Annotated in this window: 21 protein-coding genes, 2 pseudogenes and 1 CRISPR repeat array; of the genes and pseudogenes, 13 read left to right on the plus strand and 10 right to left on the minus strand. The window is 72.8% G+C overall.

Going from position 1 to position 26088, the window contains the following annotated elements; all coding sequences use genetic code 11:
• Nucleotides 1-116: 116 nt before the first annotated feature.
• From J5Y05_RS02990 to J5Y05_RS03000, 3 genes and pseudogenes are all read right to left on the minus strand, one after another.
• A complete protein-coding gene (locus J5Y05_RS02990; protein WP_210868156.1) occupies nt 117-1361 on the minus strand; it encodes a helix-turn-helix domain-containing protein in 1245 nt (414 codons plus the stop codon).
• A 132-nt stretch (nt 1362-1493) separates the two neighbouring features.
• Nucleotides 1494-2036, minus strand: coding sequence for a vWA domain-containing protein (locus tag J5Y05_RS02995; RefSeq protein ID WP_210868157.1), 543 nt, complete (start codon nt 2034-2036; stop codon nt 1494-1496).
• Nucleotides 2037-2138: 102 nt separating this feature from the next.
• Nucleotides 2139-3706: a CRISPR direct-repeat array (repeat unit 29 nt; unit sequence CGGAACACCCCCACGCACGTGGGGAAGAC).
• 163 nt (nt 3707-3869) lie between these two features.
• Nucleotides 3870-4052 (minus strand): annotated as a pseudogene (locus J5Y05_RS03000) (IS1380 family transposase); the annotation flags it as partial.
• A 306-nt stretch (nt 4053-4358) separates the two neighbouring features.
• Between J5Y05_RS03000 and J5Y05_RS03005 the strand changes: the two are divergent.
• Nucleotides 4359-5273, plus strand: coding sequence for a HipA family kinase (locus tag J5Y05_RS03005; protein WP_210868158.1), 915 nt, complete (start codon nt 4359-4361; stop codon nt 5271-5273).
• A gap of 33 nt (nt 5274-5306) precedes the next feature.
• Here the strand turns inward: J5Y05_RS03005 and aceB are convergent, their stop codons facing one another.
• Both aceB and J5Y05_RS03015 read right to left on the minus strand, forming a co-directional pair.
• Nucleotides 5307-6938, minus strand: a complete 1632-nt coding sequence (gene aceB, locus J5Y05_RS03010) for a malate synthase A (protein ID WP_210868159.1) — start codon at nt 6936-6938, stop codon at nt 5307-5309.
• 181 nt (nt 6939-7119) lie between these two features.
• Entirely contained in the window at nt 7120-7719 is a 600-nt protein-coding gene (locus J5Y05_RS03015) for a nucleotidyltransferase family protein (RefSeq protein WP_210868160.1), read from the minus strand.
• 204 nt (nt 7720-7923) lie between these two features.
• On the opposite strand from J5Y05_RS03015, the gene J5Y05_RS03020 reads away from it, so the two are divergent.
• Complete coding sequence (locus J5Y05_RS03020; protein WP_210868161.1) at nt 7924-8238, plus strand: DUF5955 family protein; 315 nt, start codon at nt 7924-7926, stop codon at nt 8236-8238.
• 187 nt (nt 8239-8425) lie between these two features.
• Here J5Y05_RS03020 and J5Y05_RS03025 read toward each other — a convergent pair.
• Nucleotides 8426-9226, minus strand: a pseudogene (locus tag J5Y05_RS03025) (NAD(P)/FAD-dependent oxidoreductase); the annotation flags it as partial.
• Between the two features lie 110 nt (nt 9227-9336).
• On the opposite strand from J5Y05_RS03025, the gene J5Y05_RS03030 reads away from it, so the two are divergent.
• Both J5Y05_RS03030 and J5Y05_RS03035 read left to right on the plus strand, forming a co-directional pair.
• Nucleotides 9337-9720, plus strand: a complete 384-nt coding sequence (locus tag J5Y05_RS03030; protein ID WP_307853678.1) for a type II toxin-antitoxin system RelE/ParE family toxin — start codon at nt 9337-9339, stop codon at nt 9718-9720.
• Nucleotides 9717-10058, plus strand: coding sequence for a helix-turn-helix domain-containing protein (locus J5Y05_RS03035; protein ID WP_210868163.1), 342 nt, complete (start codon nt 9717-9719; stop codon nt 10056-10058). Before J5Y05_RS03030 ends, J5Y05_RS03035 begins: the two co-directional genes overlap by 4 nt.
• A gap of 272 nt (nt 10059-10330) precedes the next feature.
• On the opposite strand, the gene J5Y05_RS03040 is transcribed toward J5Y05_RS03035, so the two are convergent.
• Both J5Y05_RS03040 and J5Y05_RS03045 read right to left on the minus strand, forming a co-directional pair.
• Entirely contained in the window at nt 10331-11422 is a 1092-nt protein-coding gene (locus tag J5Y05_RS03040) for a sensor histidine kinase (RefSeq protein WP_210868164.1), read from the minus strand.
• Entirely contained in the window at nt 11415-12110 is a 696-nt protein-coding gene (locus tag J5Y05_RS03045) for a response regulator transcription factor (protein WP_210868165.1), read from the minus strand. Before J5Y05_RS03045 ends, J5Y05_RS03040 begins: the two co-directional genes overlap by 8 nt.
• A gap of 129 nt (nt 12111-12239) precedes the next feature.
• Between J5Y05_RS03045 and J5Y05_RS03050 the strand changes: the two genes are divergently transcribed.
• Nucleotides 12240-13301: an endonuclease/exonuclease/phosphatase family protein gene (locus J5Y05_RS03050; RefSeq protein WP_210868166.1), complete on the plus strand. Its 1062-nt coding sequence runs from the start codon at nt 12240-12242 to the stop codon at nt 13299-13301.
• A gap of 78 nt (nt 13302-13379) precedes the next feature.
• On the opposite strand, the gene J5Y05_RS03055 is transcribed toward J5Y05_RS03050, so the two are convergent.
• Complete coding sequence (locus J5Y05_RS03055) at nt 13380-14183, minus strand: IclR family transcriptional regulator (RefSeq protein WP_210868167.1); 804 nt, start codon at nt 14181-14183, stop codon at nt 13380-13382.
• A gap of 354 nt (nt 14184-14537) precedes the next feature.
• On the opposite strand from J5Y05_RS03055, the gene J5Y05_RS03060 reads away from it, so the two are divergent.
• The gene (locus J5Y05_RS03060) at nt 14538-15146 is read left to right on the plus strand and encodes a dihydrofolate reductase family protein (protein WP_210868168.1); all 609 of its coding nucleotides are present in this window, start codon (nt 14538-14540) and stop codon (nt 15144-15146) included.
• 90 nt (nt 15147-15236) lie between these two features.
• On the opposite strand, the gene J5Y05_RS03065 is transcribed toward J5Y05_RS03060, so the two are convergent.
• Nucleotides 15237-16280 (minus strand): Gfo/Idh/MocA family protein, encoded by a 1044-nt coding sequence (locus J5Y05_RS03065; RefSeq protein ID WP_210868169.1) that lies wholly within the window; start codon nt 16278-16280, stop codon nt 15237-15239.
• A 115-nt stretch (nt 16281-16395) separates the two neighbouring features.
• Here J5Y05_RS03065 and J5Y05_RS03070 point away from each other — a divergent pair, with 115 nt between their 5' ends.
• The 7 genes from J5Y05_RS03070 to J5Y05_RS03100 all read left to right on the plus strand — a co-directional run bounded on the left by J5Y05_RS03070 (nt 16396) and on the right by J5Y05_RS03100 (nt 25734).
• Nucleotides 16396-17145, plus strand: coding sequence for a GntR family transcriptional regulator (locus J5Y05_RS03070; protein WP_307853767.1), 750 nt, complete (start codon nt 16396-16398; stop codon nt 17143-17145).
• Nucleotides 17146-17427: 282 nt separating this feature from the next.
• The gene (locus J5Y05_RS03075; protein ID WP_210868170.1) at nt 17428-18432 is read left to right on the plus strand and encodes a sugar ABC transporter substrate-binding protein; all 1005 of its coding nucleotides are present in this window, start codon (nt 17428-17430) and stop codon (nt 18430-18432) included.
• Nucleotides 18433-18572: 140 nt separating this feature from the next.
• A complete protein-coding gene (locus tag J5Y05_RS03080) occupies nt 18573-19559 on the plus strand; it encodes an ABC transporter permease (RefSeq protein WP_307853680.1) in 987 nt (328 codons plus the stop codon).
• Nucleotides 19556-20389, plus strand: coding sequence for an ATP-binding cassette domain-containing protein (locus J5Y05_RS03085; protein ID WP_210868172.1), 834 nt, complete (start codon nt 19556-19558; stop codon nt 20387-20389). Before J5Y05_RS03080 ends, J5Y05_RS03085 begins: the two co-directional genes overlap by 4 nt.
• Nucleotides 20390-20631: 242 nt before the next feature.
• A complete protein-coding gene (locus tag J5Y05_RS03090) occupies nt 20632-21780 on the plus strand; it encodes an ROK family glucokinase (RefSeq protein ID WP_210868173.1) in 1149 nt (382 codons plus the stop codon).
• 22 nt (nt 21781-21802) lie between these two features.
• Nucleotides 21803-22384 (plus strand): sugar kinase, encoded by a 582-nt coding sequence (locus tag J5Y05_RS03095; RefSeq protein ID WP_210868174.1) that lies wholly within the window; start codon nt 21803-21805, stop codon nt 22382-22384.
• Between the two features lie 383 nt (nt 22385-22767).
• Entirely contained in the window at nt 22768-25734 is a 2967-nt protein-coding gene (locus J5Y05_RS03100) for an SCO1167/SCO6262 family helicase (RefSeq protein ID WP_372450473.1), read from the plus strand.
• Nucleotides 25735-26088: the final 354 nt, after the last annotated feature.

A 26088-nucleotide genomic window follows, 5' to 3' on the forward strand; every position in this document is an offset into this window, starting at 1 on the left:
CGAACGGTGATGCGCCTACCGTTCCGCACCCGCGGCCCCGCGCCCCTATTTTTTCCTAGGGGGCACTTCGGGGCGTTCGGCGATGCCGCGCGCCCTCTGAACGCCCCCGAGCGCCACTACCGGACCAGCTCCATGTTCCGGATCAGCCCAGACAACATGGCTGCCTGGGACGGCACCCCGACACGGGCGAGGTCGGACACCAAGGCACGCGCCATCGGGTCGGCGTAGACGTAGTACGGCGCCTGCCCAGCCGCCGCGCGCAGCTTCACCACGGCCGCCGCGCTGCGCCCCATCCGGTGGAGCGCGCGGGCCTCATCGATGGCGAAGTGGGTCTTGCGCTCCTTGCTCGGGATAGCGGCCACGTTGGCCCTCGGAACACGCTTGAGCCCGGTGTCGGGCTGGTCGACCTCGACCCCGGCCTCGGCCGCGTGAACGGCGACGGTGCCTTGCCCGAAGACCGTGTAGGCGTCCAGGTCGTACCAGTCGTCACCGAGACGGTCGGCATCGGCCAGAGCGGCGTCGATGCGCGCCCAGGCGTCATCGGCGTTCCTTCCCCGTGCATGACCGATGGCGGCTCTCAGGTGTAGCGCCCCGCGAAGGGACACAGCCCGGTTGTCGGCGTTGCGTGCACTGGCGAGCGGCTCCAGGTCGCGCAGCGCGGCGTCCGCGACCGCGACGGCCTCGCGCAGGGTGGCTTGGTGCAGCAGGGCGCCGCACCGGTCCCAGGCGACTGCGGCCTGGGCGACGGGGTCTCCGAGCTGTGTTGCCGAGCCGGCGGCGACCTCGGCCGCGCTCCAGGCGAGATCGGGGTACCCGAGCTGATTGAGGCACATGCGCGACGTCCGGGCCACGTCCGCGAGGAGGCGTAACGTCTCCTCCCGCGCCAGGCCGTCAACGCTCAGCAGGGCCGTGTTCAGGTCCTCGACGAGCGGCGGGAGGAGTTCCGCCACCTTGGGCAGGTTTGCGGCCTGCCGGGCATCCGCCGCCTCGCCGGCCCGGCTGTGCAGCGCTGCCATCCCCACAGGGGTCGCGGAAGGGCTGAGCCCGGGATGCCCGGAAAGGATCAACCCCGAGCGGCGCAGGCCAGTCCGCAGAGCGGGGATGTACGCGTGAGCGAGCGCCCCGCCGCCCCGCTGGAGCCGGTAGGGCTGCCCGAGCAGCCACACGACATCCACGTCGCAGCACTCAGCGATCGCGGTGATGACGGAGTATCGGTCAAGCGCTAGACGGCCGTTCTCGACGCTCGCCACCCAATCTGGCGTACGTTCAATGAAATCCCCCAGCTCAACCTGGGTGAATCCGGCAGCATTGCGGGCGATACGGACTCGTTGCCCGATGTGCTCATCGCTGGTTAGGGGCATACTGGTTCTCCGTTCTGGCCTCGACGCTCAGAACGCTACTCCCGAGCCCGCCCCCGCCGCCTCCCCCTGGAGAACGGCGGGGCGGGGGAGTTCACGCCCCCGCCCCCTTCTCGGCCGCTCTGGGCAGACTGCTTACTCCCAGGGCCAGGCCGCGGTGTGTCCTGCCTCCATCATCGGGATCAGCCGGAACGCGGCGTCGGTCAGCCCCCTGAAAGTGTGCCGGTTCCCGTTGCCGGACGGACCGCGCCCGACCCGGTAGCCAGCGAGGTTCCACGTGTAGAGGGGCACAGAAGCCGGGATCTGCGTCGCGGCGCCCGAGTCTGCCGTCTGCTCGTCGGTGACGATGACGACGCGGTCATGCCCGTCGAACGTGTCCCGCAGCGCCATGGCCGTTTCCGTGCCGCCGCCGAGGAAGAAGCCGTCCCGCTCCCACCTCTCGATGCTGCGCAGCACCGACTCACCCCGCACCATCGGAAACGCCTTTGTGCGCCGGCGGACGTTCCACCCCGCCGCGGAGTACGACACCACGTGCGCCGGGTCACACCGGTGGGCGAGGGCCACGCCGAACAGCGTGGCGACGTCCCAGCGGCGCACGCTGCTGTCCCTGGACAGCACGTCGCGCATGGACCTGGAGGTGTCGATCAGGATGAGCGTCCGCCCCCGCAGAGCAGGCACGTTGTCCCGGGAGGCGTTCAACGCCCTGTCCAGGGCGTGCCCCCACCGCAGTGACGGCGCCTCCCGGTAGGCGGTGTGGAACCGGAACGGCAACTGCCTCGACGGAGCACCCCCACGCACGTGGGGAAGACCTCGTCGTCCTGATCATCGACTCCTGGAGCCACGGAACACCCCCACGCACGTGGGGAAGACCGTTCGGCTCCGGCCAGCGCCGTGAGGGCGCCCTTCTCGTCCGCCGGAACACACCCCCACGCACGTGGGGAAGACTCGTGCTCACCGGACAGGCACAGGACGCAGAACGGAGCACCCCCACGCACGTGGGGAAGACGGCGAGCCCGGCGTCGGCAAGGTCGCCGTCGCCGGAACACCCCCGCGCACGTGGAGAAGACGTCATGCCGGTGGCCTTGGCCAGCTCGTGCATCGGAACACCCCCACGCACGTGGGGAAGACTGCCTGGAAGCCGGCATCCTGACCCAGCGCCACGGAACACCCCCACGCATGTGGGGAATACGTGCTGTTGGGTGTTGGTGGCCCACGGGTCGCCGGAACACCCCAACGCACGTGGGGAAGACTACGGCGGCCTGGACCTCGGCTCGGTCAGCGACGGAACACCCCCACGCACGTGGGGAAGACCCGGACCACAGGCCCTGGACTACGTTCCGGCCCGGAACACCCCCACGCACGTGGGGAAGACTGGCGGGCCTCGGCATCGGTCATGCCGGTGGCCGGAACACCCCCACGCACGTGGGGAAGACGCTTCCGGTGTCCGACGGAGAGGGAGAGAACGGGGAACACCCCCACGCACGTGGGGAAGACGATGCGGGGACTTGCGGGGACTTGGGGAATCCCGGAACACCCCCACGCACGTGGGGAAGACGACCGCCGTGTACCCGAAGATGTTGGGCGGGGCGGAACACCCCCACGCACGTGGGGAAGACGGCCGACGGCCTGGACGATGTCGACCTGGGAGCGGAACACCCCCACGCACGTGGGGAAGACACGAGGAGACGCTCGGATACGGGGCGAAGAAACGGAACACCCCCACGCACGTGGGGAAGACCCGGTCGGCGCGGTCAACTTCACCGCAGCCGTCGGAACACCCCCACGCACGTGGGGAAGACGACCTGCAGGGCGACATCATCGAGCGCGGCGCCGGAACACCCCCACGCACGTGGGGAAGACCCCTGTGCCAGTTGAAAACTCCCAGAGGGAGGCGGAACACCCCCACGCACGTGGGGAAGACGACATGCGGTCGATGAGCCGCTTGAAGAACTCCGGAACACCCCCACGCACGTGGGGAAGACGCGCGGGCACCCGCTCCCGTCAGGAGCTGCCTCGGAACACCCCCACGCACGTGGGGAAGACACCCCACCCCCGAGCGCAAGAAGCTCATCCGTCGGAACACCCCCACGCACGTGGGGAAGACGTTTTCGTGGTGGTCGGCCCCCGGGGCTTCGGTGGAACACCCCCACGCACGTGGGGAAGACCCGACGAGGCCCTTGCCGAACGGGGCGAGTTGCGGAACACCCCCACGCACGTGGGGAAGACGCGGTCCACTTGCCGGGCGGCAGGGTGATGGACGGAACACCCCCACGCACGTGGGGAAGACTTGAAGACACGGTCGGTCGCTACGTCGATGGCCGGAACACCCCCACGCACGTGGGGAAGACTCTTCCTGACCTGCTGTTCAGCGGGGCCTTTGCTGTTTCTTTACGGAGGGGGTGGCTCTGAGGTGCTGGAGTGGTTGGGTCATGTTGGCGACTTTAGTCGGGCTCAGCGGGCGTGGAGGTGTTGTCAGTGGGTGTGCTTGGATTGCGAGGAGTTCCCCCGTCGACTCGGTCCACGGCGGACAGCGTCCAGAGCCTTCTTGCCTGCGGCGGCGAGCGTTCCGATCAGTCGGGAGACGGTCGGGTCTGAGGACACCGGCCCGAACGGAGTGGGCTCAGCCCGGAGCATGGCGACATCGGTGAGGCAGCCCCCGACGTCCGGGAGGAGCTTGGCGGGATCGTGGACGGCCGTGTGACCGGTAGTGATCGGCTGTGGCCGCGATGTCGGCCTAGCCTGCCTGGGAGGCGTCTCAAAGAGACGGCTTCCGTGTGCTGCGGCGCATGTACGCCTCGATCATGTGGGAGCCGGTGACGTTGGTGCCGTGGCTCAGCCCTTCTCGTCGACTGTCACGCTTGGTTACTATGCTCATTTCATGCCGGAGGCGGGAAGTAAGGGGCGCACCGCCCTTTGACGGATCGGAGAGGTTTTCCCTGGATCGCACCGCGTGGGAGTTGGCGTGGAATATAAGGTAATGGATCTTTGGAGCCTTGGAATATGCTGACCGAGGTAACCGCGACCCGCTACATCGAGCCCCTGCGCTCCGGTGGCTCCGTGCCCGGGATTGTCGAGGCCGATGATCTGGGGACATACGTCGTGAAGTTCACCGGCTCCGCGCAGGGGCGCAAGGCGCTGGTCGCCGAGGTGATCGTCGGGGAGCTGGCGCGGGCGCTCGGGCTGCGGGTGCCCGAGCTGGTCCTCGCCTGGTTCGACCCGGAGATCGCCGCGCACGAGCCGCACCAGGAGGTGCGGGAGATGCTGTCCGCGAGCGCCGGGCTCAACCTCGGCATGGACTACCTGCCGGGCGCCGCCGACTACACGCCCGAGGTCGCCAAGAGGTTCCCGGTCGGCCCCGAGGAGGCCGGGCGGATCGTCTGGCTGGACGCGCTCACCGTGAACGTGGACCGCACCGTGCACAGCTCCAACCTCATGGTCTGGCCCACCTTCGGCACCGCCCCCGCGCGGCTGTGGCTCATCGACCACGGGGCCGCCCTCGTCTTCCACCACCGCTGGGACACCTCGGCGCCGGAGAAGGCGTACGACTTCCGCCACCACGCCCTCGGCCACAGTGCCCCCGACGTCCGGGCCGCCGACGCCGAGCTGGCGCCCCAGGTCACCGACGAACTGCTGCGCGCGATCGTTGCCCAGGTGCCCGACGCCTGGCTGGCCGGCGAGCCGGGCTTCGCGGGCCCCGAGGAGGTGCGCGCGGCCTACGCCGGCTACCTCTCGGCCCGGGTGAAGGCGTCCGAGCGGTGGCTGCCCACCGACTTCCCGGGCCGCGAGGAACTGGCCGCCGAGGAGGGCCGGCGCGCGGAGCGGACCCGGCGCGGCCGGCCCGACTGGCTCAAGCGCGTCCCCGACCTGCACGGCCGGCCCGCCGCGGAACCGGACTGGTCGGCCCACCTGGGCTGACACCCCTGAGGGCCGCCCGGCGGCGAGGGGCGCTCAGCCCCGGAGCCGCTCGTACGCCGGGACCGTCAGGAAGTCGGCGTAGTCCTCGTCGAGGGAGACGGTCAGCAACAGGTCGTGTGCCTGCTGCCAGTCGCCCGCGGCGAACGCCTCCTCCCCGGCCTCGGCGCGGATCGCCGCCAGTTCCCCGGCGGCGATCCGGCGGACGAGGTCGGCGGTGACCCGCTCGCCGGTGTCGAGGACGACGCCCGCGTTGATCCACTGCCAGATCTGCGAACGGGAGATCTCCGCCGTGGCCGCGTCCTCCATCAGGCCGAAGATGGCCACCGCGCCGACGCCGCGCAGCCACGCCTCGATGTAGCGGATGCCGACCTGCACCGCGTTGACCAGGCCCGCGTGGGTCGGCCGGGCGTCGAGGGAGTCGACGGCGAGCAGGTCGGCCGCCGTGACGTCGACGTCCTCGCGGAGCCGGTCCTTCTGGTGCGGCCGGTCGCCGAGCACCTTGTCGAAGCACTCCCCGGCGATCGGGACCAGGTCGGGGTGGGCGACCCAGGAGCCGTCGAAGCCGTCACCGGCCTCGCGGTCCTTGTCGGCCCGGACCTTCTCGAAGGCCACCCGGTTGACCTCGGCGTCCCGGCGGGAGGGGATGAAGGCCGCCATGCCGCCGATCGCGTGCGCGCCGCGCTTGTGGCAGGTGCGTACGAGGAGTTCGGTGTAGGCGCGCATGAACGGGGCCGTCATGGTGACCGCGTTGCGGTCCGGCAGCACGAACTTCCCCCCGGCGTCACGGAAGTTCTTGACGATGGAGAAGAGGTAGTCCCAGCGGCCGGCGTTCAGCCCCGAGGCGTGCTCGCGCAGTTCCCAGAGGATCTCCTCCATCTCGAACGCGGCGGTGATCGTCTCGATCAGGACGGTCGCCCGGATCGTGCCTCGCGGGATGCCCAGGTGGTCCTGGGCGAAGACGAAGACGTCGTTCCAGAGGCGGGCCTCCAGGTGCGATTCGGTCTTCGGGAGATAGAAGTACGGGCCCTTGCCCCGCTCGATCAGGTGGCGGGCGTTGTGGAAGAAGTAGAGGCCGAAGTCGACGAGGGCGCCGGGCACCGGCGTGTCACCGACCCGCAGATGCCGTTCGTCCAGGTGCCAGCCGCGCGGGCGCACGACGACCGTCGCCAGTTCCTCGTCCGGGCGCAGCGCGTACGACTTGCCGGTCCGCTCGTCCGTGAAGTCGATGCCCCGGCGGTGGGCATCGGTCAGGTTGAGCTGGCCCAGGACGACGTTCTCCCAGGTCGGCGCGGAGGCGTCCTCGAAGTCGGCGAGCCAGATGCGGGCGCCCGAGTTGAGCGCGTTGACGGTCATCCTGCGGTCGGTGGGGCCGGTGATCTCGACCCGGCGGTCCTCCAGCGCGGGCGGCGCCGGGGCCACCCGCCAGGAGTCGTCTTCGCGGATCGCGGCGGTCTCGGGGAGGAAGTCGAGGGTGGCGGTGCGGGCGATCTCGGCGCGGCGCTCCGCCCGGAGGGCCAGGAGTTCGTCACGCCGGGGCGTGAACCGCCGGTGCAGTTCCGCCACGAAGGCGAGCGCGGCGTCGGTGAGGACTTCCTCCTGTCGGGGCACGGGCTCGGCGTCGACGATGGCCGGCGGGGTCGGCGGGGGCGGCGCTGGTGCGGACATGAGCGGTCACTTCCTTCTGCGGCGGCACCGGATGCCACCACGGACGAATGGGATGTTCCGCACCCGGGGAGCGGCCGGGCGCTTCTGCTCAACGGATAGTAGTTTTCTCATTGTGGAATCTCAATGGGAGGGTGGGGCGGTCGGTACGAGGGCGGGGGACGGGACGCCGACGGCGCACCCCTCACTCCAGTCGTCCCAGGTCCGCGGGGGTGTCGATGTCGTACGGCCGCGCCACGTCCCCGCACTCGACCAGCGTGAGCCGCCCCTCGTGCGCGCGCAGGTAGCCGCGCGCCCCCCGGTCCCCGGTCGCGGAGGCGGTCACGCCCGCCCAGTGCGCCGCCCCGAGCAGCACCGGGTGCCCGCGCACGCCCGCGTACGCCGCCGCGGCGAGGGACCTCTCGTCCCGGTACGCGGCCCGCACGCGCGCCGTCGCCTCCGCCCCGATCCCCGGCTGGTCCACGAGGGCGACCAGCGCGGCCCGCGCCCCCGTGGGGGCCAGGGAGGCCAGACCGGCGCGCAGTGAGGAGCCCATGCCCTCCTCCCAGTCGGGGTTGTCCACGAGGACGCACCGCTCCAGTGCCGCCCGCTCCCGTACCTCCGGCGCACGCGCCCCGAGGACCACATGCACCCGGGCGCATCCGGCGGCGCGCAGGGCATCGGCCGCGTGTTCGACGAGCAGGTGTCCCCGGTGTTCGAGCAGGGCTTTCGGCCGTCCGCCGAGCCGCCGGCCGCCCCCGGCGGCCAGCACCACCCCGGCGACCTGCTCCTCGTACTCCGTCATGGCTCCTGCATACCCTGAGCGGCGGTCAAACCCCGTGACCCGCAACGGCTTTCGGGAGGCTGAATTTCCGTCCCGGCGGTGGCGCCCGAGGCACTCGGTGGCGTTTACTGACCGGCGTCCCCGGAGCCCGGCCAAGTACCACGGGGACGCTCGACACGTTCCCTGCGTAGGGGCGCACAACGGAGTGCGAGGGGGAGGGCTGTGGTGCGAAGCAGTGTGGGGCGGCGGCAGGTGGCCGCCGGCGATCAGGATGTGCGGTTGGTGGAGCTGCGGGCCGCGGTGGCCCGGCTGCGCCGTCGGCTCGCGGTCCTGCCGGCCGACTTCCCGGACCGTGTCATAGCCGAGGAGGCGCTCGCCGATCTCGCCGCGATGACGGCGCACGGGGTGCCGGAGGTGGCCCGGCTGCGCCGGTCCCTGCTGCTGATCGCCGGGTCCATCGGTTCCGTCAGCGCCCTCTCCCCGTACCTGGCCGAGGTCCGCGACGCGGTCGACCTCTTCGGCGGCCCGCCGAGTCGGTGAGTCGGTGAGGCGGGGTGCGTGTGACGCCGACACCGGTGACCGGCGGGGTACGCATGACGCCGACACGGGTGACCGGCGGGGCACGCGTAACGCCGGCGCCGGTGACCCCCGGGGTACGTACCCCGACGGCCACCGGCGTCCCGGCACCCCCCGTCTCATCTGCCGGGCGGCTCGCGGCGGGCGGCGCTCACCGCGCGGCGATGACGTCCGCGATCCGGGCCAGCGGCGAGGTCGTCGTCCGGGCGTCCTCCTCCTGGCGGTCGGCGGCGCGGTAGGCCGCGTACATGCCGTGCACGCCGAGCCAGCGGGCCGGCTCCGGCTCCCACCGGCGTGACCCGCGGCCCGTCCAGGGAAGCCGGGTGCGCTCGGTGTCCTCGCCCAGGACCAGGTCGGTGAGCGTGCGCGCCGCGAGGTGCGAGGCCGTCACCCCCTGGCCCACGAAGCCGCCCGCCCAGCCGAGGCCCGTGACCCGGTCGAGGCGGACCGAGGGGCACCAGTCCCGGGGCACCGCCAGCACCCCCGACCAGGCGTGCGCCACCGGCACCGAGGCCGCCGCCGGGAAGAGCCGCGCCAGCGTCGCCGCCAGCGAGGCCACCGTCGACGCGCTGGTGCCGCCGGCCGCGTCCACCCGGGAGCCGAACCGGTACGGCACCCCCCGGCCGCCCAGCGCGATCCGCCCGTCGGCGGTGCGCTGGCCGTAGAGGTAGGCGTGCGTCTGGTCGCTGAACAGCTCCTGGCCCGCCCAGCCGATGGTGCGCCAGGCGGCCTCGGGCAGCGGCTCCGAGACGATCATCGAGGAGTTCATCGGCAGCCAGGTCCGCTTCTCGCCCGGCAGCTCCGAGGTGAACCCCTCGGTGCAGCGCAGAACATGACGTGCCGTCACCTCACCGAAGGGCGTCGTGACCGACCGGGGCCCGATCGCGGTGACCGGCGTCGACTCGTGGAGACGGACGCCGAGCCGCCGGTCCACTGGGAGAAGCCGTTGAACGCCTCCGCCTTGTCCGGCACGGCCCTCACCCGCGGTCTCCACGCGCGCCGTCGATGACGAGGTGGCGCCCGCGCTTGAGTATGTCGGAGGCGACATATAATGTGGCATGGGTGGATGGACTTCTCACCATCGAGCTCGAGCCCGAGATGCGGGACTGGCTGGATGCCCTGCCGGCCAGGCATTTCCTCAAGATCGACGAATACGTCGGACTGCTCGCGGAACATGCCGGCGTGCTCGGCGAGCCCTACGCCCGCTACCTCGGCGACGGAGTCCGGGAGCTGAGGCCCACCCTCAACGGTGCCGCCATACGCATCACCTACTGGCTCACCCCGAACCGCACCGCTGTCCTGCTGACCGTCTTCCGCAAGACGAGAATGCGGGAGGATGCCGAGGTCAGGCGCGCCAAGCTCGCGCAGAAGGTCTGTGAGGCCGAGCACGGCCCGGCCCACGAAGAGTTCGTCCGCACCATCGAGGAAGGGGAGGTGGAGCAATGAGCCACAGCCGTTGGAAGACACTGCGCGAGCGCAAGCTCGCCGAGGGTCTCACCGAGCCGGAGGACGTGGCGGAGGCCCGTCGTGAGATCCGGCTGTCCATGGCCCTGGCGAAAGCCGTGTACGACCGGCGCACCGAGCTCGGGCTCACCCAGACCGAACTGGCAGGCCGCGCGGGCCTCACCCAGGCGAAGATCTCCCGGATCGAGGGCTCCGACACCGTCCCCACACTGCCGCTCCTGTCCAAGCTGGCCAAAGCCCTGGACGCGACCCTCAACATCGCGCTCGACAACGACGACACCCAGGTGACCTTCACCGCGCACCGCACCGACGCGGCCTGAGCCGGCCGGGCACCTTCCCGCGCATCGCCCGCCGACTCACCTTCCCGGATTCTCGGAACTCTCGCAGTGTTCCTTCGCACGGGCAGGATCAGCGCTGGCCCAGGGACAGGACTGTCGTGGCCGGCGACATCCACACCACGGAGGCCGCTGCCGCTGCCTGGCGTCACAGCACCGTGTTCACCGAGGCGCCGCGTCGATCGTGACGGAAGTCCCGCATCGCGCGGGTCCGGGGGCTCTTCGTGGTCGTGGCGGCGCACCGGTTGCCTGAGGCGTCATCTGTCGGGGTGCGGGGATGCCGCGGGTAGTTCCACCGTGACGCGGAGGCCGCCGGCGGGGCGCGGGGTGAGGGTGAGTGTTCCGTCGTGTGCGCGGGTGATGGTCTTGACGATGGCCAGGCCGAGGCCGACGCCCGCGTGGTCGGTGTGTACGCGCTCAGTGCCGCGCTGGAACGGTTCGGTGAGTGTCGAGGCCAGCTCCGGGAGGACCTGCGCGCCGGTGTTTTCGACGGTGAGCACCACTGTCTGGGGGCGGACCCCGGTGGTCACCCACACGGTGCCCTGTTCCGGCAGGTTGTGGACGATCGCGTTGTGTACGAGGTTCGAGGTGAGCTGTAGCAGGAGCGCCGGCGATCCGATCGTGGGGGCGATGTCGCCACGGGTTTCGAGGGTGACGCCACGCTTCTCGGCGAGGGGGAGGAGTGTCTCGGTGGCTTCTTCCGCCATGAGGGACAGATCGACGTGTTCCCGGGTGAAGGAGCGCTGGTCGGCGCGGCTGAGCAGGAGCAGTGCTTCGGTGAGGTCGATGGCTCGGGTGTTGACGGTGTGGAGGCGGGCGATGAGTTCGCCGGTGTCGTGTCCCGGATCGGTGCGGGCCACGTCGAGCAGTGCCTTCGAGATCGCCAGCGGGGTGCGCAACTCGTGAGAGGCGTTGGCCGCGAATCTCCGCTGTTCGGCGACGTGGGCTTCGAGTCGCGCGAGCATCTTGTCGAAGGCGTCGGCGAGTTCGCGGAACTCGTCCTCGCGGCCCGGCAGCCGGACCCGGTGGGAGAGTGAGCCGTTCGTGGCCATGCGTGTGGCGTGTGTGATGCGGGTCAGGGGGGCGAGCATGCGGCCGGCGAGGACCCAGCCTCCCAGGAGACCGAATACCAGAAGGAAGGCCAGCACCCCGGCTGTGGCCGGGGCGTAGGCGCCCAGAATGACGGAGCGGATGGGCACGAATTCACCGGGGCGGCTCGAAACGACCCTCACGTCGCGCAGGATGAACACCCACACGGTGGCGAGCAGCAAGACGCCCGCGACCATGAGGAATCCGGCGTAGCTGAGGGTGAGTTTGAGGCGAACGCTCAGACCGGGTGCCCTATCCACGGTCTCCTCCCTCACGTCCGGTGCCGGGTGCTGTGTCGATGCGGTAGCCGACGCCCGGCACGGTGGCGATGATCCAGGGCTCGCCGAGACGCTTGCGCAGCGCCGAGACGGTGATGCGTACGGCGTTGGTGAACGGGTCGGCGTTCTCGTCCCACGCGCGTTCCAGGAGTTCCTCGGCGCTGACGACACCGCCGTCGGCGGCGACGAGGACTTCGAGCACGGCGAACTGCTTCCTGGTCAGCGCGACGTAGCGGCTGCCCCGGTAGACCTCTCTGCGGAACGGGTCGAGGCGCAGACCCGCGATCTCCCGCACGGGAGGTCTGCTGTGGGCACGCCTGCGGTCGAGCGCCCTGAGCCGGAGTGCGAGCTCTCGCAGCTCGAACGGTTTGGTGAGGTAGTCGTCGGCGCCGAGTCCGAACCCGGAGGCCTTGTCGTCGAGGCGGTCGGCCGCGGTGAGCATGAGGATCGGTATGCCGCTGCCGGAGGCGACGATGTGTCGGGCGATCTCGTCACCGGACGGCCCGGGGATGTCGCGGTCGAGGACGGCGATGTCGTAGGCGTTGATGCCCAGCAGTTCCAGAGCGGTGTTGCCGTCACCCGCGATGTCGGCCGCGATCGCTTCCAGGCGCAGGCCATCGCGGATGGCTTCTGCCAGATAGGGCTCGTCCTCGACGATCAACACGCGCATGCTCTTGAGGCTACGAGCCGGCACATATTGTCTGTGTATCGAGAACCGCATATGTGCCGGCAACACCGCGCGGTCTTGGCTGGCGGTATGCGTCACACCCCACCATCAGCACGACCAGGGAGCCGCCGGATGTGCCGGCTCCTTCAGGCCGGCGGCGGCGGCCGGGACACCGGCTCCACCACCTGGCGCGCACGCATCCGCCGGGTGATCCGCGGCGTCTCCCGGCCGGGCCCGTGGAGGCGTGGCCCGGTGCTCGCGGGGGCGGCGTTGCTGCTCGGCCTGGTCCTGCTGCTGCACGCGCGGACAACGGACCTCGGGGGCCTCGGCAGCCTGGTGGAGACCTTCCTGCCGTGGTTCGGCCTGTTCATCCCGGTGCTGGCGGCCGGGGCGCTGTGGCGCCGCTCCGCCTCCGCGGTGGCCGCTCTGCTGCTGCCGGTCACGGTGTGGCTGAGCCTCTTCGGCGGGCTGCTCAGTGACAAGTCCCGGGCGGGCGGCGACCTCACCGTGGTCAGCCACAATGTCGGCGCCGGCAACCCCGACCCGACCGGCACCGCCCGTGACCTGGCCTCCTCCGGGGCGGACGTGCTGGCCCTGGAGGAGATCACCCCGCAGGTGAAGCCGCTGTACGAGAAGGAGCTGGCGGAGGCGTACCCGCACCACACGGTGCAGGGCACGGTCGGGCTGTGGAGCAAGCTACCGCTGTCGGACACCCGGCCGGTCGACATCAAGATGGACCACGGGCCGCTCGCGGACACCAAACCGGCCGACGTCACGATGGCCTACAACCGAGCGCTGCGCACCACGGTGGCCACGGGCCGGGGTCCCCTGGCGGTGTACGTGGCCCACCTGGGGTCCGTACGGGTGATGCCCAGGGGAGGCTTCTGGACGGTCCATCGGGACAGAGGCGCGCAGGCGCTCGGCGAGGCCATCGCCGCCGAACGGAATGAGCGGGTGGTGCTGCTCGGCGACCTGAACGGCACCGTGGACGACCGGGCGTTCGCCGGCATCACCTCGCAGTTGGACCCGGTGCAGGACGCGGCCGGGGACGGCTTCGGCTTCACCTGGCCGGCGAAGTTCCCGGTGGTGCGGATCGACCAGATCCTGGTCCGCGGTGTGGAGCCGACGAGTTCGTGGGTGCTGCCCGCCACCGGAAGCGACCACCTGCCGGTGGCGGCCGGCATCAGATGGTGAACAGCACGCCAAGCCTCCGGGTCCGCCCCCGCAGGAGCCGAGCGCGGGCCCGGTGAGGCAACTGAGGTTGATTGTCCGTCAGGAAGTCGACGTCGCGGTCGAGTTGCGCAAGGTCTCCGACAACTCCGCCGCCACCTGCCGGAGTACCGGCACGATCCGCTCGGTCGCCTCCTCGGTGACGCGGCCGGCCGGGCCGGAGATCGAGATGGCGGCGGCGGTGGGGGAGTCGGGCACCGAGACGGCGAGGCAGCGCACGCCGATCTCCTGCTCGTTGTCGTCGATCGCGTACCCCTGGCGGCGCACCTCCTCCAGCGCCGCGAGGAACCCGTCCGGCGTGGTGAGGGTCTTGTCGGTCGCGGCCGGCATGCCGGTACGGCGCAGCAGCGCCCGTACCTCCTCCGGCGGCACGTCGGCGAGGAGCGCCTTGCCGACGCCGGTGGTGTGCGGCAGCACCCGCCGGCCGACCTCGGTGAACATCCGCATCGAGTGCTTGGACGGCACCTGCGCGACGTACACGACCTCGTCCCCGTCGAGCAGCGCCATGTTGGCCGTCTCGCCGGTCTCCTCGACCAGGCGGGCCAGGTGCGGGCGGGCCCAGGTGCCGAGGAGGCGGGAGGCGGACTCGCCGAGCCGGATCAGGCGGGGGCCGAGCGCGTACCGCCGGTTCGGCTGCTGGCGTACGTATCCGCAGGCCACGAGCGTGCGCATCAGCCGGTGGATGGTCGGCAGGGGCAGGCCGCTGCTCGCGGACAGCTCGCTCAGCCCGACCTCGCCGCCCGCGTCCGCCATCCGTTCGAGCAGGTCGAAGGCGCGCTCCAGGGACTGGACGCCGCCCGGGGCGGGCCTCGCGGAGTCGGTGGTGCTGGCGCTGGACGTCGGCACGGCACGTTCCTTTCGGGACTGGCGGGAGGCAGCAGCCTACCCGGCGGCCGGTCGCCTCCCCGCTGGTCCGGAGCTGAGTTCTGCCTACTGGAAGGTTAATTCCGCTAGCCGGAAAGGTCTAGGGGTGTGCTCCGCGCCGGGCCCCGGGGGCGCCAGGATGCCGCCTGCCCGGCCGGCCCCGTGCCGGTGGCGGGCCCGGCGGCGCCGCGCGAGGGTGGACGGCGGGGCCGCCCCGGGCGATCCGGCCGCGCGGCACCGATGAGCCGGCGCCCTTCGCGGGGTCCGTACCCATGAGAGCGGGTCCGCCGGCCGCGGCGGACCCCCACCCCCGGACACGGAAGGCAGGCACCCGCCATGGGCAAGCTCGTCCTCACCTCATTCGTCACCCTCGACGGCGTCCACCAGGCCCCCGGAGGCCCCGGCGAGGACACCCGCGGCGGCTTCGGCCAGGGCGGGTGGAGCGTCCCGTACGGCGACGAGGACTTCGGCGCCTTCGTCACCGGGGTCTTCGACCGCGTCGGCGCCTTCCTCCTGGGCCGCCGCACCTACGAGATCTTCGCCTCGTACTGGCCCGAGAAGACCGACCCGGAGGACCCCATCGCCTCCCCGCTCAACACCCTGCCGAAGTACGTCGTCTCCCGCACCCTCACCGACCCGTCCTGGGCGGGCACCACCGTGCTCGGCGGGGACCTCGCCAAGGAGGTCACGGCGCTGAAGGAGCGCACCGACGGCGAACTCCAGGTCCACGGCAGCGGAGACCTCGCCGCCTCCCTCTTCGACCTCGGGCTGATCGACACCGTGCACCTGCTGACCTTCCCGGTGGTGCTCGGCGCCGGCCGCCAGCTCTTCCCGCAGGGGGTGCGGCCCACGGCCTTCCGGCACACCGGCGGCCACGTCACCGCCGCCGGCGTCTCCATCCAGACCTACGACCGCGCGGGCAGCCCGTCGTACGGCTCGTACTGACCGCTCGTACCGACCGCCCGTACTGATCGCTCCTGCTGACGTGCGGGTCCCGCCCCGGCGTAGGGGGCCCACGCCGGGCGGGACCGGCCGCTACCGGACGCCGAAGGCGCCGAGTCCCGGTGCCGGGTGTGGCGCCCCCGGGATCTCCGCGGGCCGCACCGCGCGGCGCTCCCGGCGGGAGACCTCGCACGCCTCGGCGACCCGGAGCGCCTCCAGGGCCTCGCGCCCGTCACAGGGGTTGGGCCGCTCACCGCGCACCACCTGCACGAACGCGCACAGCTCCGCTTCGTAGGCGGGGGCGAAGCGCTCCACGAAGCCGGTCCACGGCTTGTCGGCGGCGGGCGGCCCGGTCGGCTCGGTGGACGCGATCGGCGTGCGGTCGTCCAGCCCGACGACGATCTGGTCGCGTTCCCCGGCCAGCTCCATGCGCACGTCGTACCCGGCGCCGTTCAGCCGGGTCGCGGTGACCGTGGCCAGCGTGCCGTCGTCCAGCGTGAGCACCGCCGCTCCGGTGTCGACGTCGCCCATCGCCCGGAACATCGGCGGCCCGGCGTCCGACCCGGCCGCGTACACCTCGGCGACCTCCCGGCCGGTCACCCAGCGCAGCATGTCGAAATCGTGGACCAGGGTGTCCCGGAAGAGCCCGCCGGAGTGCGGGAGGTACGCCTGCGGCGGCGGCTCCTGGTCGCTGGTCACCGCCCGGACGGTGTGCAGCCGGCCCAGCCGTCCCGAGCGCACCGCCTCCCGCGCCCCGGTGTACCCGGCGTCGAAACGGCGCTGGAAGCCCATCTGGAGCACCGTCCCCGCCGCCTCCACCTCGGCGATCGCGGCGAGGGTGCCGGGCACGTCCAGCGCGATCGGCTTCTCGCAGAACACGGGTAACCCGGAACGTGCCGCCCGGCCGATCAGCTCGGCGTGGGCCGGTGTCGCCGTGGTGATCACCACCGCGTCCACTCCCCAGCGGAAGATCTCGTCCACCCCCGGTGCGGCCGTCTCGCCCAGGCGATGGGCCAGCTCCTGGGCCCGGCCCAGATTCGCGTCGGTCAGGATCAGTGATCCGACGTCGCGGTGGCGGCTGAGTGTGTTGGCGTGAACGGTGCCGATGCGGCCCGTACCGATGACCCCGATGCGCATGGAAACAAAGTGGGCTGACAGGCCGTGCGCTGTCAATGCGTATGTCCGGACAATCGAACCAGAAGGGTTCGGACGGCGGCTCAGGAGCTACGCTCGTGGCGTGTCGAAACCAGTGGTGGACCCGACCGTCTCGCTCGACCTCGGCGTGGACCGCAGCAGCCCGGTCCCGCTGTACTTCCAGCTCTCCCAGCAGTTGGAGGCCGCGATCGAGCGCGGCGCCCTCACCCCCGGCAGCCTGCTCGGCAACGAGATCGAGCTGGCCGGGCGGCTCGGCCTGTCCCGGCCCACCGTCCGCCAGGCCATCCAGTCGCTGGTCGACAAGGGCCTGCTCGTGCGCCGCCGGGGCGTCGGCACCCAGGTCGTGCACAGCAAGGTCAGACGCCCCCTGGAGCTGAGCAGCCTCTACGACGACCTGGAGGCGGCGGGCCAGCGCCCCGCGACGACGGTGCTGGTCAACACCCTCGTGCCGGCCGGCGCCGAGGCCGCCGCCGCGCTCGGGGTGGCCGAGGGGAGTGACGTCCACCGTGTGGAGCGGCTCCGGTTCGCGCACGGGGAGCCGATCGCGTACCTGTGCAACTTCCTGCCCACCGGCCTGCTCGACCTGGACACCGCCCAACTGGAGGCGACCGGCCTGTACCGGCTGATGCGCGCCGCCGGGGTCACCCTGCACAGCGCCCGGCAGTCCATCGGGGCGCGGGCCGCCACCGCCGCCGAGGCCGAGCGGCTCGGCGAACCGGAGGGCGCCCCGCTGCTCACCATGGAGCGGACCACCTTCGACGACACCGGGCGAGCGGTCGAGTTCGGCGCCCACACCTACCGGCCCGCCCGCTACTCCTTCGATTTCCAGCTCCTCGTGCGGTCCTGATCCCCGAGGCGGCGGCCCGTTCCCGGGCCGGCCGTCCGGCCCGCCGAGTTCGTCACATTGTCCTGACAAATGGGCGGGCCGGTCGCGCCCCGCCGCCCGGTGGCCGTTCCCCGTGTCCGACAATGGAGCGTTTGGGGTGGGTGAGGCCATCGGTGCCGGGGAGGACAGGGTCCTCGTACGGGCGCCGTGACGGCCGGCACCGACCACGGCAGGACGCCCGCACGACCCGGCAGGGCGCCGGGACGGCGGGACGGCATGACACAGCAAGAAGGGCACGGCCTCGTGGCACGGTTTCGGACCTGGGTAGGCATCGCGTTGGCGGGGACACTGACACTGTCCCTGGCCGGCTGTAGCAGCGCCGGCGGCAAGCGCGCCGAGGACGCCCGCAAGGCCGCGGCGGCCGGCGGGAGGGCCGCGGTGGACACCCCCCGCTGGACCTTCGCCATGATCACGCACTCGGGCGACGGCGACACCTTCTGGGACATCGTCCAGAGCGGGGCGGAGCAGGCCGCCCTCAAGGACAACATCAACTTCCTCTACAGCCACGACGACGAGGCCCAGCAGCAGGCGCAGCTCGTCGACGCGGCCGTCGACAAGAAGGTCGACGGCATCATCGTCACCCTCGCCAAGCCGGACGCGCTCAAGTCCGCCGTGGCCCGCGCGGAGAAGGCCGGGATACCGGTGATCACGGTGAACTCCGGCTCCGGCGAGTCCGCCCGGTTCGGCGCGCTCACCCACGTCGGCCAGGACGAGACCGTGGCCGGCGAGGCGGTCGGCGAGGAACTGAACCGGCGAGGCCGCGAGCGCGCCCTGTGCGTCCTGCACGAGCAGGGCAACGTCGGGCACGAGCAGCGCTGCGACGGCGTGGAGAAGACCTTCGACGGCGCCCTCCAGCGCCTCTACGTCAACGGCACGAGCATGCCGGACGTGCAGTCCGCGCTGGAGGCCAAGCTCCAGACCGACCGGGCCGTCGACGCCGTCGTCACCCTGGGCGCCCCCTACGCCGACGTCGCCGTCAAGGCCCGGCAGGGCGCCGGCAGCGAGGCCGAGGTCGACACCTTCGACCTCAACGCCAAGGTGGCCGCCGGGCTGGAGGACGGCTCCCTCGGCTTCGCCGTCGACCAGCAGCCCTACCTCCAGGGCTACGAGGCCGTCGACCTGCTCTGGCTGTACAAGTACAACGCCGACGTCCTCGGCGGCGGCCGGCCGGTGCTCACCGGGCCGCAGATCCTCACCCGGGACGACGCCGCCGCGCTGGCCGCGTACACGAAGCGGGGCACGCGATGAGCGAAACGTTTCCGCAGACTCCTCGGCGGGAGGCCCCGCCGGAGCCCCGCCCGGAGCCGCAGCCGGAGCCCCGCCCGGAGCCCCGCCCGGAGCCCCACCCAGAGCCTCACCCGGAGCCCGCGCGGCCGTACGCCCACAAGGTGCGGACGCTGCTCGGCCGCCCCGAGCTGGGCTCCGTGGTCGGCGCGGTCGCGGTCTTCGCCTTCTTCGCGCTGACCGCCGACAGCTTCCTGCGCGCCGCCAGCCTCAGCACCGTGCTCTACGCCTCCTCGGCCATCGGCATCATGGCCGTCCCGGTCGCCCTGCTGATGATCGGCGGCGAGTTCGACCTCTCCGCCGGTGTCCTGGTGACCTCCTCGGCCCTGGTCTCCTCGATGGTCAGCTACCAGATGACCGCCAACGTCTGGGTCGGCGTCGCCGTCTCCCTGCTGGTCACGCTGGCCGTCGGCGCCTTCAACGGCTTCGTGCTCACCCGCACCAGGCTGCCCAGCTTCATCATCACCCTGGGCACCTTCCTCATGCTCACCGGCATGAACCTCGGCCTCACCAAGCTCATCGGCTCCACCGTCTCCACCAAGTCCATCGCCGACATGGACGGTTTCCCGGCCGCCCGCGCGGTCTTCGCCTCGACGCTCACCGTGGGCGGCGTCGGCGTCAAGGTGACCATCCTGTGGTGGCTCGCTCTGGTCGCCCTGGCGAGCTGGGTCCTGCTGCGCACCCGCGCCGGCAACTGGATCTTCGCGGTCGGCGGCAACCGGGAGGCCGCCCGCGCGGTCGGCGTCCCCGTCACCCGGACCCGGATCGGCCTCTACATGGGGGTGGCGCTCGGCGCCTGGATCTCCGGACAGCACCTGCTCTTCGCGTACGACGTCGTCCAGTCCGGCGAGGGCGTCGGCAACGAGCTGATCTACATCATCGCGGCCGTCATCGGCGGCTGCCTGATCACCGGCGGCCAGGGTAGCGCCGTCGGCTCGGCGGTCGGCGCGCTCATCTTCGGCATGACCAGCAAGGGCATCGTCTTCGCCGAGTGGAACCCGGACTGGTTCAAGTTCTTCCTCGGGGCGATGCTGCTCCTGGCGACCCTGCTCAACGCCTGGGTCCGCAAGCGCGCGGAGGCCACCCGATGACCCCCACCCCGGCCCCCGCCCGCACCCCGCTCGTCGAGCTGACCGGTGTCGGCAAGCGGTACGGCACCGTCCAGGCCCTGGAGGGCGTCGGCCTGACGGTGCGCGCCGGGGAGATCACCTGCGTCCTCGGCGACAACGGCGCAGGCAAGTCCACCCTCATCAAGATCATCGCCGGTCTGCATCCGCACGACGCCGGCACCCTCGCCCTCGACGGCGAGGAGACCCGCCTCGCCTCCCCGCGCGAGGCCCTGGACCGCGGTATCGCCACCGTCCACCAGGACCTGGCCGTCGTCCCGCTCATGCCGGTCTGGCGGAACTTCTTCCTGGGCTCGGAGCCCCGCAAGGGCAAGGGGCCCTTCCGGCGCCTGGACGTGGACCACATGCGCCGCACCACCCGCGCCGAACTGCTGCGCATGGGCATCGACCTCGGCGACGTCGACCGGCCCATCGGCACCCTCTCCGGCGGCCAGCGCCAGTGCGTCGCCATCGCGCGGGCGGTGTACTTCGGCGCCCGGGTCCTCGTGCTGGATGAGCCCACGGCGGCCCTCGGCGTCAAGCAGTCCGGCGTGGTCCTCAAGTACGTGGCGGCGGCGCGCGACCGCGGCCTCGGCGTCGTCCTCATCACGCACAACCCGCACCACGCCTACCTCGTGGGGGACCGGTTCGTGCTGCTGAAGCGGGGCGCGATGGTCGCCGACCTCACCCGCGACGGGGTCACCCTGGACGAGCTGACCCGGCAGATGGCGGGTGGCACGGAGCTGGACGACCTGCGCCACGAACTGCGCCACGACCTGCGCGGCGTACGCGAACCGGCGGACCCGGCCCGATGACGCGCCCGGAATCCGGAGGGTCCGGCCCGGTGACGCGCCCGGAATCCGGGGGGCCCGCACCGATGGCGAACCGGACGAACCAGACGAACCCGGCGCCCGGTCCGGCGGCGGACCCCGACCTCGCCCGTCCCCGGCCCGGCGAACCCCGGCACCCGGCCGGGAACGTGCCGGCCGGCGGGCCGCGCCGTCCCCGGCCCCGCCCGTTCGGCGTGGGGCGGGGGCGTGCGGCAGAATTCGGCACGATGAGCACCTACCGCGACCTCACCGCCCCCATCGGCTCCCGCCGGGCACCCGTACTGAGAACCGTCGGCACCCGGGAGCGCCGCTCCCACCTGACGGCCCCCCGGGTCCCGACGGTGGGCATCGACATCGGGGGGACCAAGGTGATGGCGGGCGTGGTCGACGCGGACGGCAACATCCTGGAACGGCTCCGCGCGGAGACCCCGGACAAGTCGAAGAGTCCCAAAGTCGTCGAGGACACCATCGTCGAACTGGTCCTGGACCTCTCCGACCGGCACGACGTGCACGCCGTCGGCATCGGCGCGGCCGGCTGGGTGGACGCCGACCGCAACCGCATCCTGTTCGCCCCCCACCTGTCCTGGCGCAACGAACCGCTGCGCGACCGCCTCGCCGGCCGGCTCGCCGTCCCCGTCCTGGTCGACAACGACGCCAACTCCGCCGCCTGGGCCGAGTGGCGCTTCGGCGCCGGCCGCGACGAGGACCACCTCGTCATGATCACGCTGGGCACCGGCATCGGCGGCGCGATACTGGAGGACGGCCGGGTCAAGCGCGGCAAGTACGGGGTGGCCGGGGAGTTCGGCCACATGCAGGTCGTCCCCGGCGGCCACCGCTGCCCCTGCGGCAACCGCGGCTGCTGGGAGCAGTACAGCTCCGGCAACGCCCTGGTGCGCGAGGCCCGCGAGCTGGCCGCCGCCGACTCGCCGGTCGCCTACGGGATCATCGAGCACGTCAAAGGAGCCGTCGGCGACATCACCGGCCCGATGATCACCGAGCTGGCCCGCGAGGGCGACGCCATGTGCATCGAACTGCTCCAGGACATAGGGCAGTGGCTCGGCGTCGGCATCGCCAACCTCGCGGCGGCCCTCGACCCCTCCTGCTTCGTCATCGGCGGCGGGGTCAGCGCCGCCGACGACCTGCTGATCGGCCCCGCGCGGGACGCCTTCAAACGCCAGCTCACCGGCCGCGGCTACCGCCCCGAGGCCCGCATCGTCCGCGCCCAGCTCGGCCCCGAGGCCGGCATGGTGGGCGCCGCCGACCTGGCCCGCCTGGTCGCCCGCCGTTTCCGGCGGGCCAAGCGGCGCCGGGTGGAGCGCTACGAACGGTACGAGCGGTACACACAGGCCCGCCGTACCACCCGGGAGGCACTGTGACGGACTCGCTCCGGGAGGCACCGTGACGGACTCGCTGCCGCGTCCGGCCGCACCGCCGCACGGCCCGGCACCGCCCGCCGAGGACCGGCGCCATGTGATCCGGCGCCGGTCGCTCACCCTCCTCATCATCGTGCTGCTCATCGGCATCCCCGCCGGCTACCTGGTGATCTCCGCCAACCAGAGCCGGGACAGCGGCAAGGTCAAGGAGGCGAAGTACTCGGCGACCGGACTCACCGAGGGCTGGCCGTCCAAGCTCCAGCGCCGCCTCTACGGGGTGCCCGTCCCGGTCCCCTCGGCCGAGGTCGCGTACTACGAGACGAACAACTGGAAGACGAGCCGTCTCTACGTCCAGTTCGAGACGACCGGCGCCGGGCTGGACGCCTTCCTCGGCGGCATCGACGTCACCCGCGCCGACCTGGAGCGGGACCGGGCCGTCATCGGCGACCGCGACCGGCGCGTCACCGGCTGGAGCTTCGACGGGCCCGGCCCCTGGTGGGGCCTGGTGCGCGAACAGGCCGACCCGGCGCCCAGCCAGGAGGTCCTGGTCGACCTGGAGAACCCGGAGCGGCCGATGGTGTACGTGGTCGCCCGGACGGTTCCGTAGGGGGCGGCGGGTCGTCGGGGGGCCGGGATGGGGAGGACCGTGGGGGCGGCGGCGGGATTCCCGGTGCCGGTGGCCCGGTGTGGCCGGTGCGGCCAGTGGTGTGGCCGGTGGCGCCGCCTTACCGGGCGTACCGGAGTGGTGGCGCCGCCGATGGGCCCCTGTGCCTGGTGCGCCCGGATGGGCCCGCGCGCCAGGTGGGCCCCGCGTGGTCGGCGGCGTCGGTGCGGCCGGTGCGGTCGGCGGGGCCGGTTGTCGTACCCCGCCCGTAGAGTCGTAGAAGGTCCGGACCCGGCGGCACGCCCGGTCCGGGGAGACGGCATGCCGTGCGCGGGCTACAGGTGCGGCCACGGGCGGGGCGGGAGGTGACAGGACGGATGAGCGCGATGAGCGCGATGAGCGCGGCCACCGGCGCGGTCGCGGTGGCCGCGGGCCTTGGTGACCGGGCGGGGCACGGGCGGTGGCCCGCGTCGGCGGTCCCGCGGCGGCTCGCCGCCGTCTTCCTGCCCGCACCCCTGCCGCGCGAGGGCCGCATCGCCTTCTGGGACCCCGACGGCACCTGGGACCCCGCGTCCCCGGCCGGGGATTCCGGGCCGGCCGTGGCCGCCCCGGGGACCGACCCCGACCCCGATCCTGGCCCCGGCGCCGGGGAGAAGGGCGCCGATCTCACCGAGCTGACCGTCGTACGGCGCCACGGCGCGGGCGTCCGGCGGCGGACCGTCCCCGCGCTCACGCTGCCGCTCGGCGAGGCGCTGCCCCTGCTGGTGCGCGCCCGGCGCGATCCGGCCGCCCACCCCGCGACCGCCTGCTGGGGAGCCGCCGCCCTGCACGCGCTGCGGCTGACCGCCCGCGGCCGGCTGCTGCCCGGCCTCACCGCGACGGGACACGACGCCTGGCGGGCCGGCCCCCTCGACCCCGAGGACATCGCCCACCTGCGGGCCGTCGCCGCCGCCCTCCCCCCGGAGGGGCACGCGGTCCCGCTGGACGGGCCCGGCCCGCTGCGGCTGCCCGAGCCGGAGGCGCTGACCCGCTCCTTCCTGGACGCCGTCGCCGACACCCTGCCCCGCACCCCGGCCGCGCCCCACGCCGCGGGCCGGCCCTTCGCCGCCCGCCCCGCCCAGTACCTGCCGGGCGCCCAGGACTGGGCCGCGGAGGTCGCCGCCGGGATGGACGCCGGGGTGCGGATCTCGCTGCGCCTCGACCTCTCCGCCCACGACCTCTTCGACGCCGGAGCGGCCGGCGGGGCGCGCGGCGCGGGGGCCGCCGTCGTCCAGGTGCACAGCCTCGCCGACCCCACCCTCGTCGCCGACGCCGCCGACCTGTGGTCCGGCGCCGCGGACGCGGCCTTCGGCCCCCGCACCCGGGTGGACACCGCCCTCGCGGTACGGCGGGCGGCCCGGGTCTGGCCGCCCCTGGACCGGCTCGCCGAGCAGGACGTGCCCGACGTACTGGCCCTGTCCGAGGAGGAGGTCACCGACCTGCTCGGCGTGGCCGCCGGCCGGCTCGCCGCCGCCGGGGTCGCCGTGCACTGGCCCCGCGACCTCGCCCAGGACCTCACCGCCGCCGCCGTGGTCCGGCCCGCCCCCGGTTCCGCCACCGACGGCACCGGCTTCTTCGAGGGCGGGGAACTCCTCCAGTTCCGCTGGCAGTTGGCGCTGGGAGACGATCCGCTCACCGAGGCCGAGATGGACACCCTCGCCGAGGCGCACCGCCCGGTCGTCCGGCTGCGGGACCGCTGGGTCCTGGTCGACCCGGCCCTCGTCCGCCGCGCCCGCCGACGGGACCTGGGCCTCCTCGATCCCGTCGACGCCCTGTCCGCCGCCCTCACCGGCACCGCCGAGGCGGACGGCGAGACGGTCGACGTGGTGCCGGTGGGCGCCCTCGCCGCCCTGCGCGACCGGCTCACCGCCGGCCCCCTGCCGGCCACCGCCCCGCCCGGACTCCACGCCGTCCTGCGCGACTACCAACTGCGCGGCCTGGCCTGGCTCGACCTCATGACCTCGCTCGGCCTCGGCGGCTGCCTCGCCGACGACATGGGCCTCGGCAAGACGGTCACCCTCATCGCCCTGCACCTCAAACGAGCCCACCCCGCACCCACGCTGGTGGTCTGCCCCGCCTCGCTGCTGGGCAACTGGCAGCGGGAGATCACCCGGTTCGCGCCCGGGGTCCCCGTCCGCCGCTTCCACGGCGCCGACCGCACCCTGGACGGGGTGACCGGCGGCTTCGTCCTCACCACCTACGGCACCATGCGCTCGGTCGCACCCGAACTGGCGGAGCGGGACTGGGGCCTGGTCGTCGCCGACGAGGCACAGCACGTCAAGAACCCGTACTCGGCGACGGCCAAGGCGCTGCGCACCATCCCGTCCCCGGCCCGCGTCGCCCTCACCGGCACCCCCGTGGAGAACAACCTCTCCGAGCTGTGGGCACTGCTCGACTGGACGACCCCCGGACTGCTCGGCCCGCTCAAGTCCTTCCGCGCCCGGCACGCGCGCGCCGTGGAGAACGGCGAGGACGAGGAGGCGGTGGGGCGGCTGGCCCGCCTGGTCCGGCCGTTCCTGCTGCGCCGGCGCAAGTCCGACCCGGGCATCGTCCCCGAGCTGCCGCCCAAGACGGAGACGGACCACGCCGTCCCCCTCACCCGCGAACAGGCTTCGCTCTACGAGGCGGTGGTGCGCGAGTCGATGCTCGCCATCGAGACCTCCGGAGGCATGGCCCGCCGGGGCCTGGTGCTCAAGCTGCTCACCTCGCTCAAGCAGATCTGCGACCACCCCGCCCTCTACCTGAAGGAGGAGCCCGGACAGGGCGCCCCCGGGCGGCTCGTCGCCCGTTCCGGCAAACTCGCCCTGCTGGACGAGTTGCTGGACACCCTCCTCGCGGAGGACGGCTCGGCGCTCGTCTTCACCCAGTACGTCGGCATGGCCCGGATCGTCGCCGCCCACCTGGCCGCCCGCGCGGTCCCGGCCGACCTGCTGCACGGCGGGACGCCGGTGCCGGAGCGGGAGCGGATGGTGGACCGCTTCCAGAGCGGCGCGACACCCGTCCTCGTCCTGTCGCTCAAGGCCGCGGGCACCGGCCTGAACCTCACCCGGGCCGGCCACGTCGTGCACGTCGACCGCTGGTGGAACCCGGCCGTCGAGGAGCAGGCCACCGACCGCGCCTACCGCATCGGCCAGACCCAGCCGGTGCAGGTCCACCGCCTGGTCACCGAGGGCACGGTCGAGGACCGTATCGCCGAGATGCTGGAGGCCAAGCGTGCCCTGGCCGACGCGGTCCTCGGCTCCGGCGAGGCGGCCCTCACCGAACTCACCGACCGCGAACTGGCCGACCTGGTGTCCCTGCGGAGGCCCTCATGACCCCCCGGCCCTCCGACGAGGCCCGACGCGCCCTGCGTGCCGCCCTGCGGCGGACCGACGCGGCCCGGGACGACGGACCGCCGGACCCCGCTGCCGGGTGCGCGGAGCCCGAGCCGGACGCCGTACGGGAGGCGCGGCCCCGCGAGCGTGAGCCCCGGGAGCCGGACCACCGGCCCGGCGACGTGGCCCGCGCGGCCCTCCGGGAGGCGGTGACCCGGCGGCGTACGACGACCGGACCCCCGGCCACCGGGCGGGAGAGGACGGCGGGGACGGAGGCGCCGGACGCGCCGGAGGGGACGGCGGGGGAGTCGGGGGAGGCGCCCGCGCGGGGTGGAGCCGCCCCCTGGCCACCGG

The sequence above is a fragment of the Streptomyces tagetis genome, from assembly GCF_018069565.1.
Lineage (GTDB): Bacteria > Actinomycetota > Actinomycetes > Streptomycetales > Streptomycetaceae > Streptomyces > Streptomyces tagetis.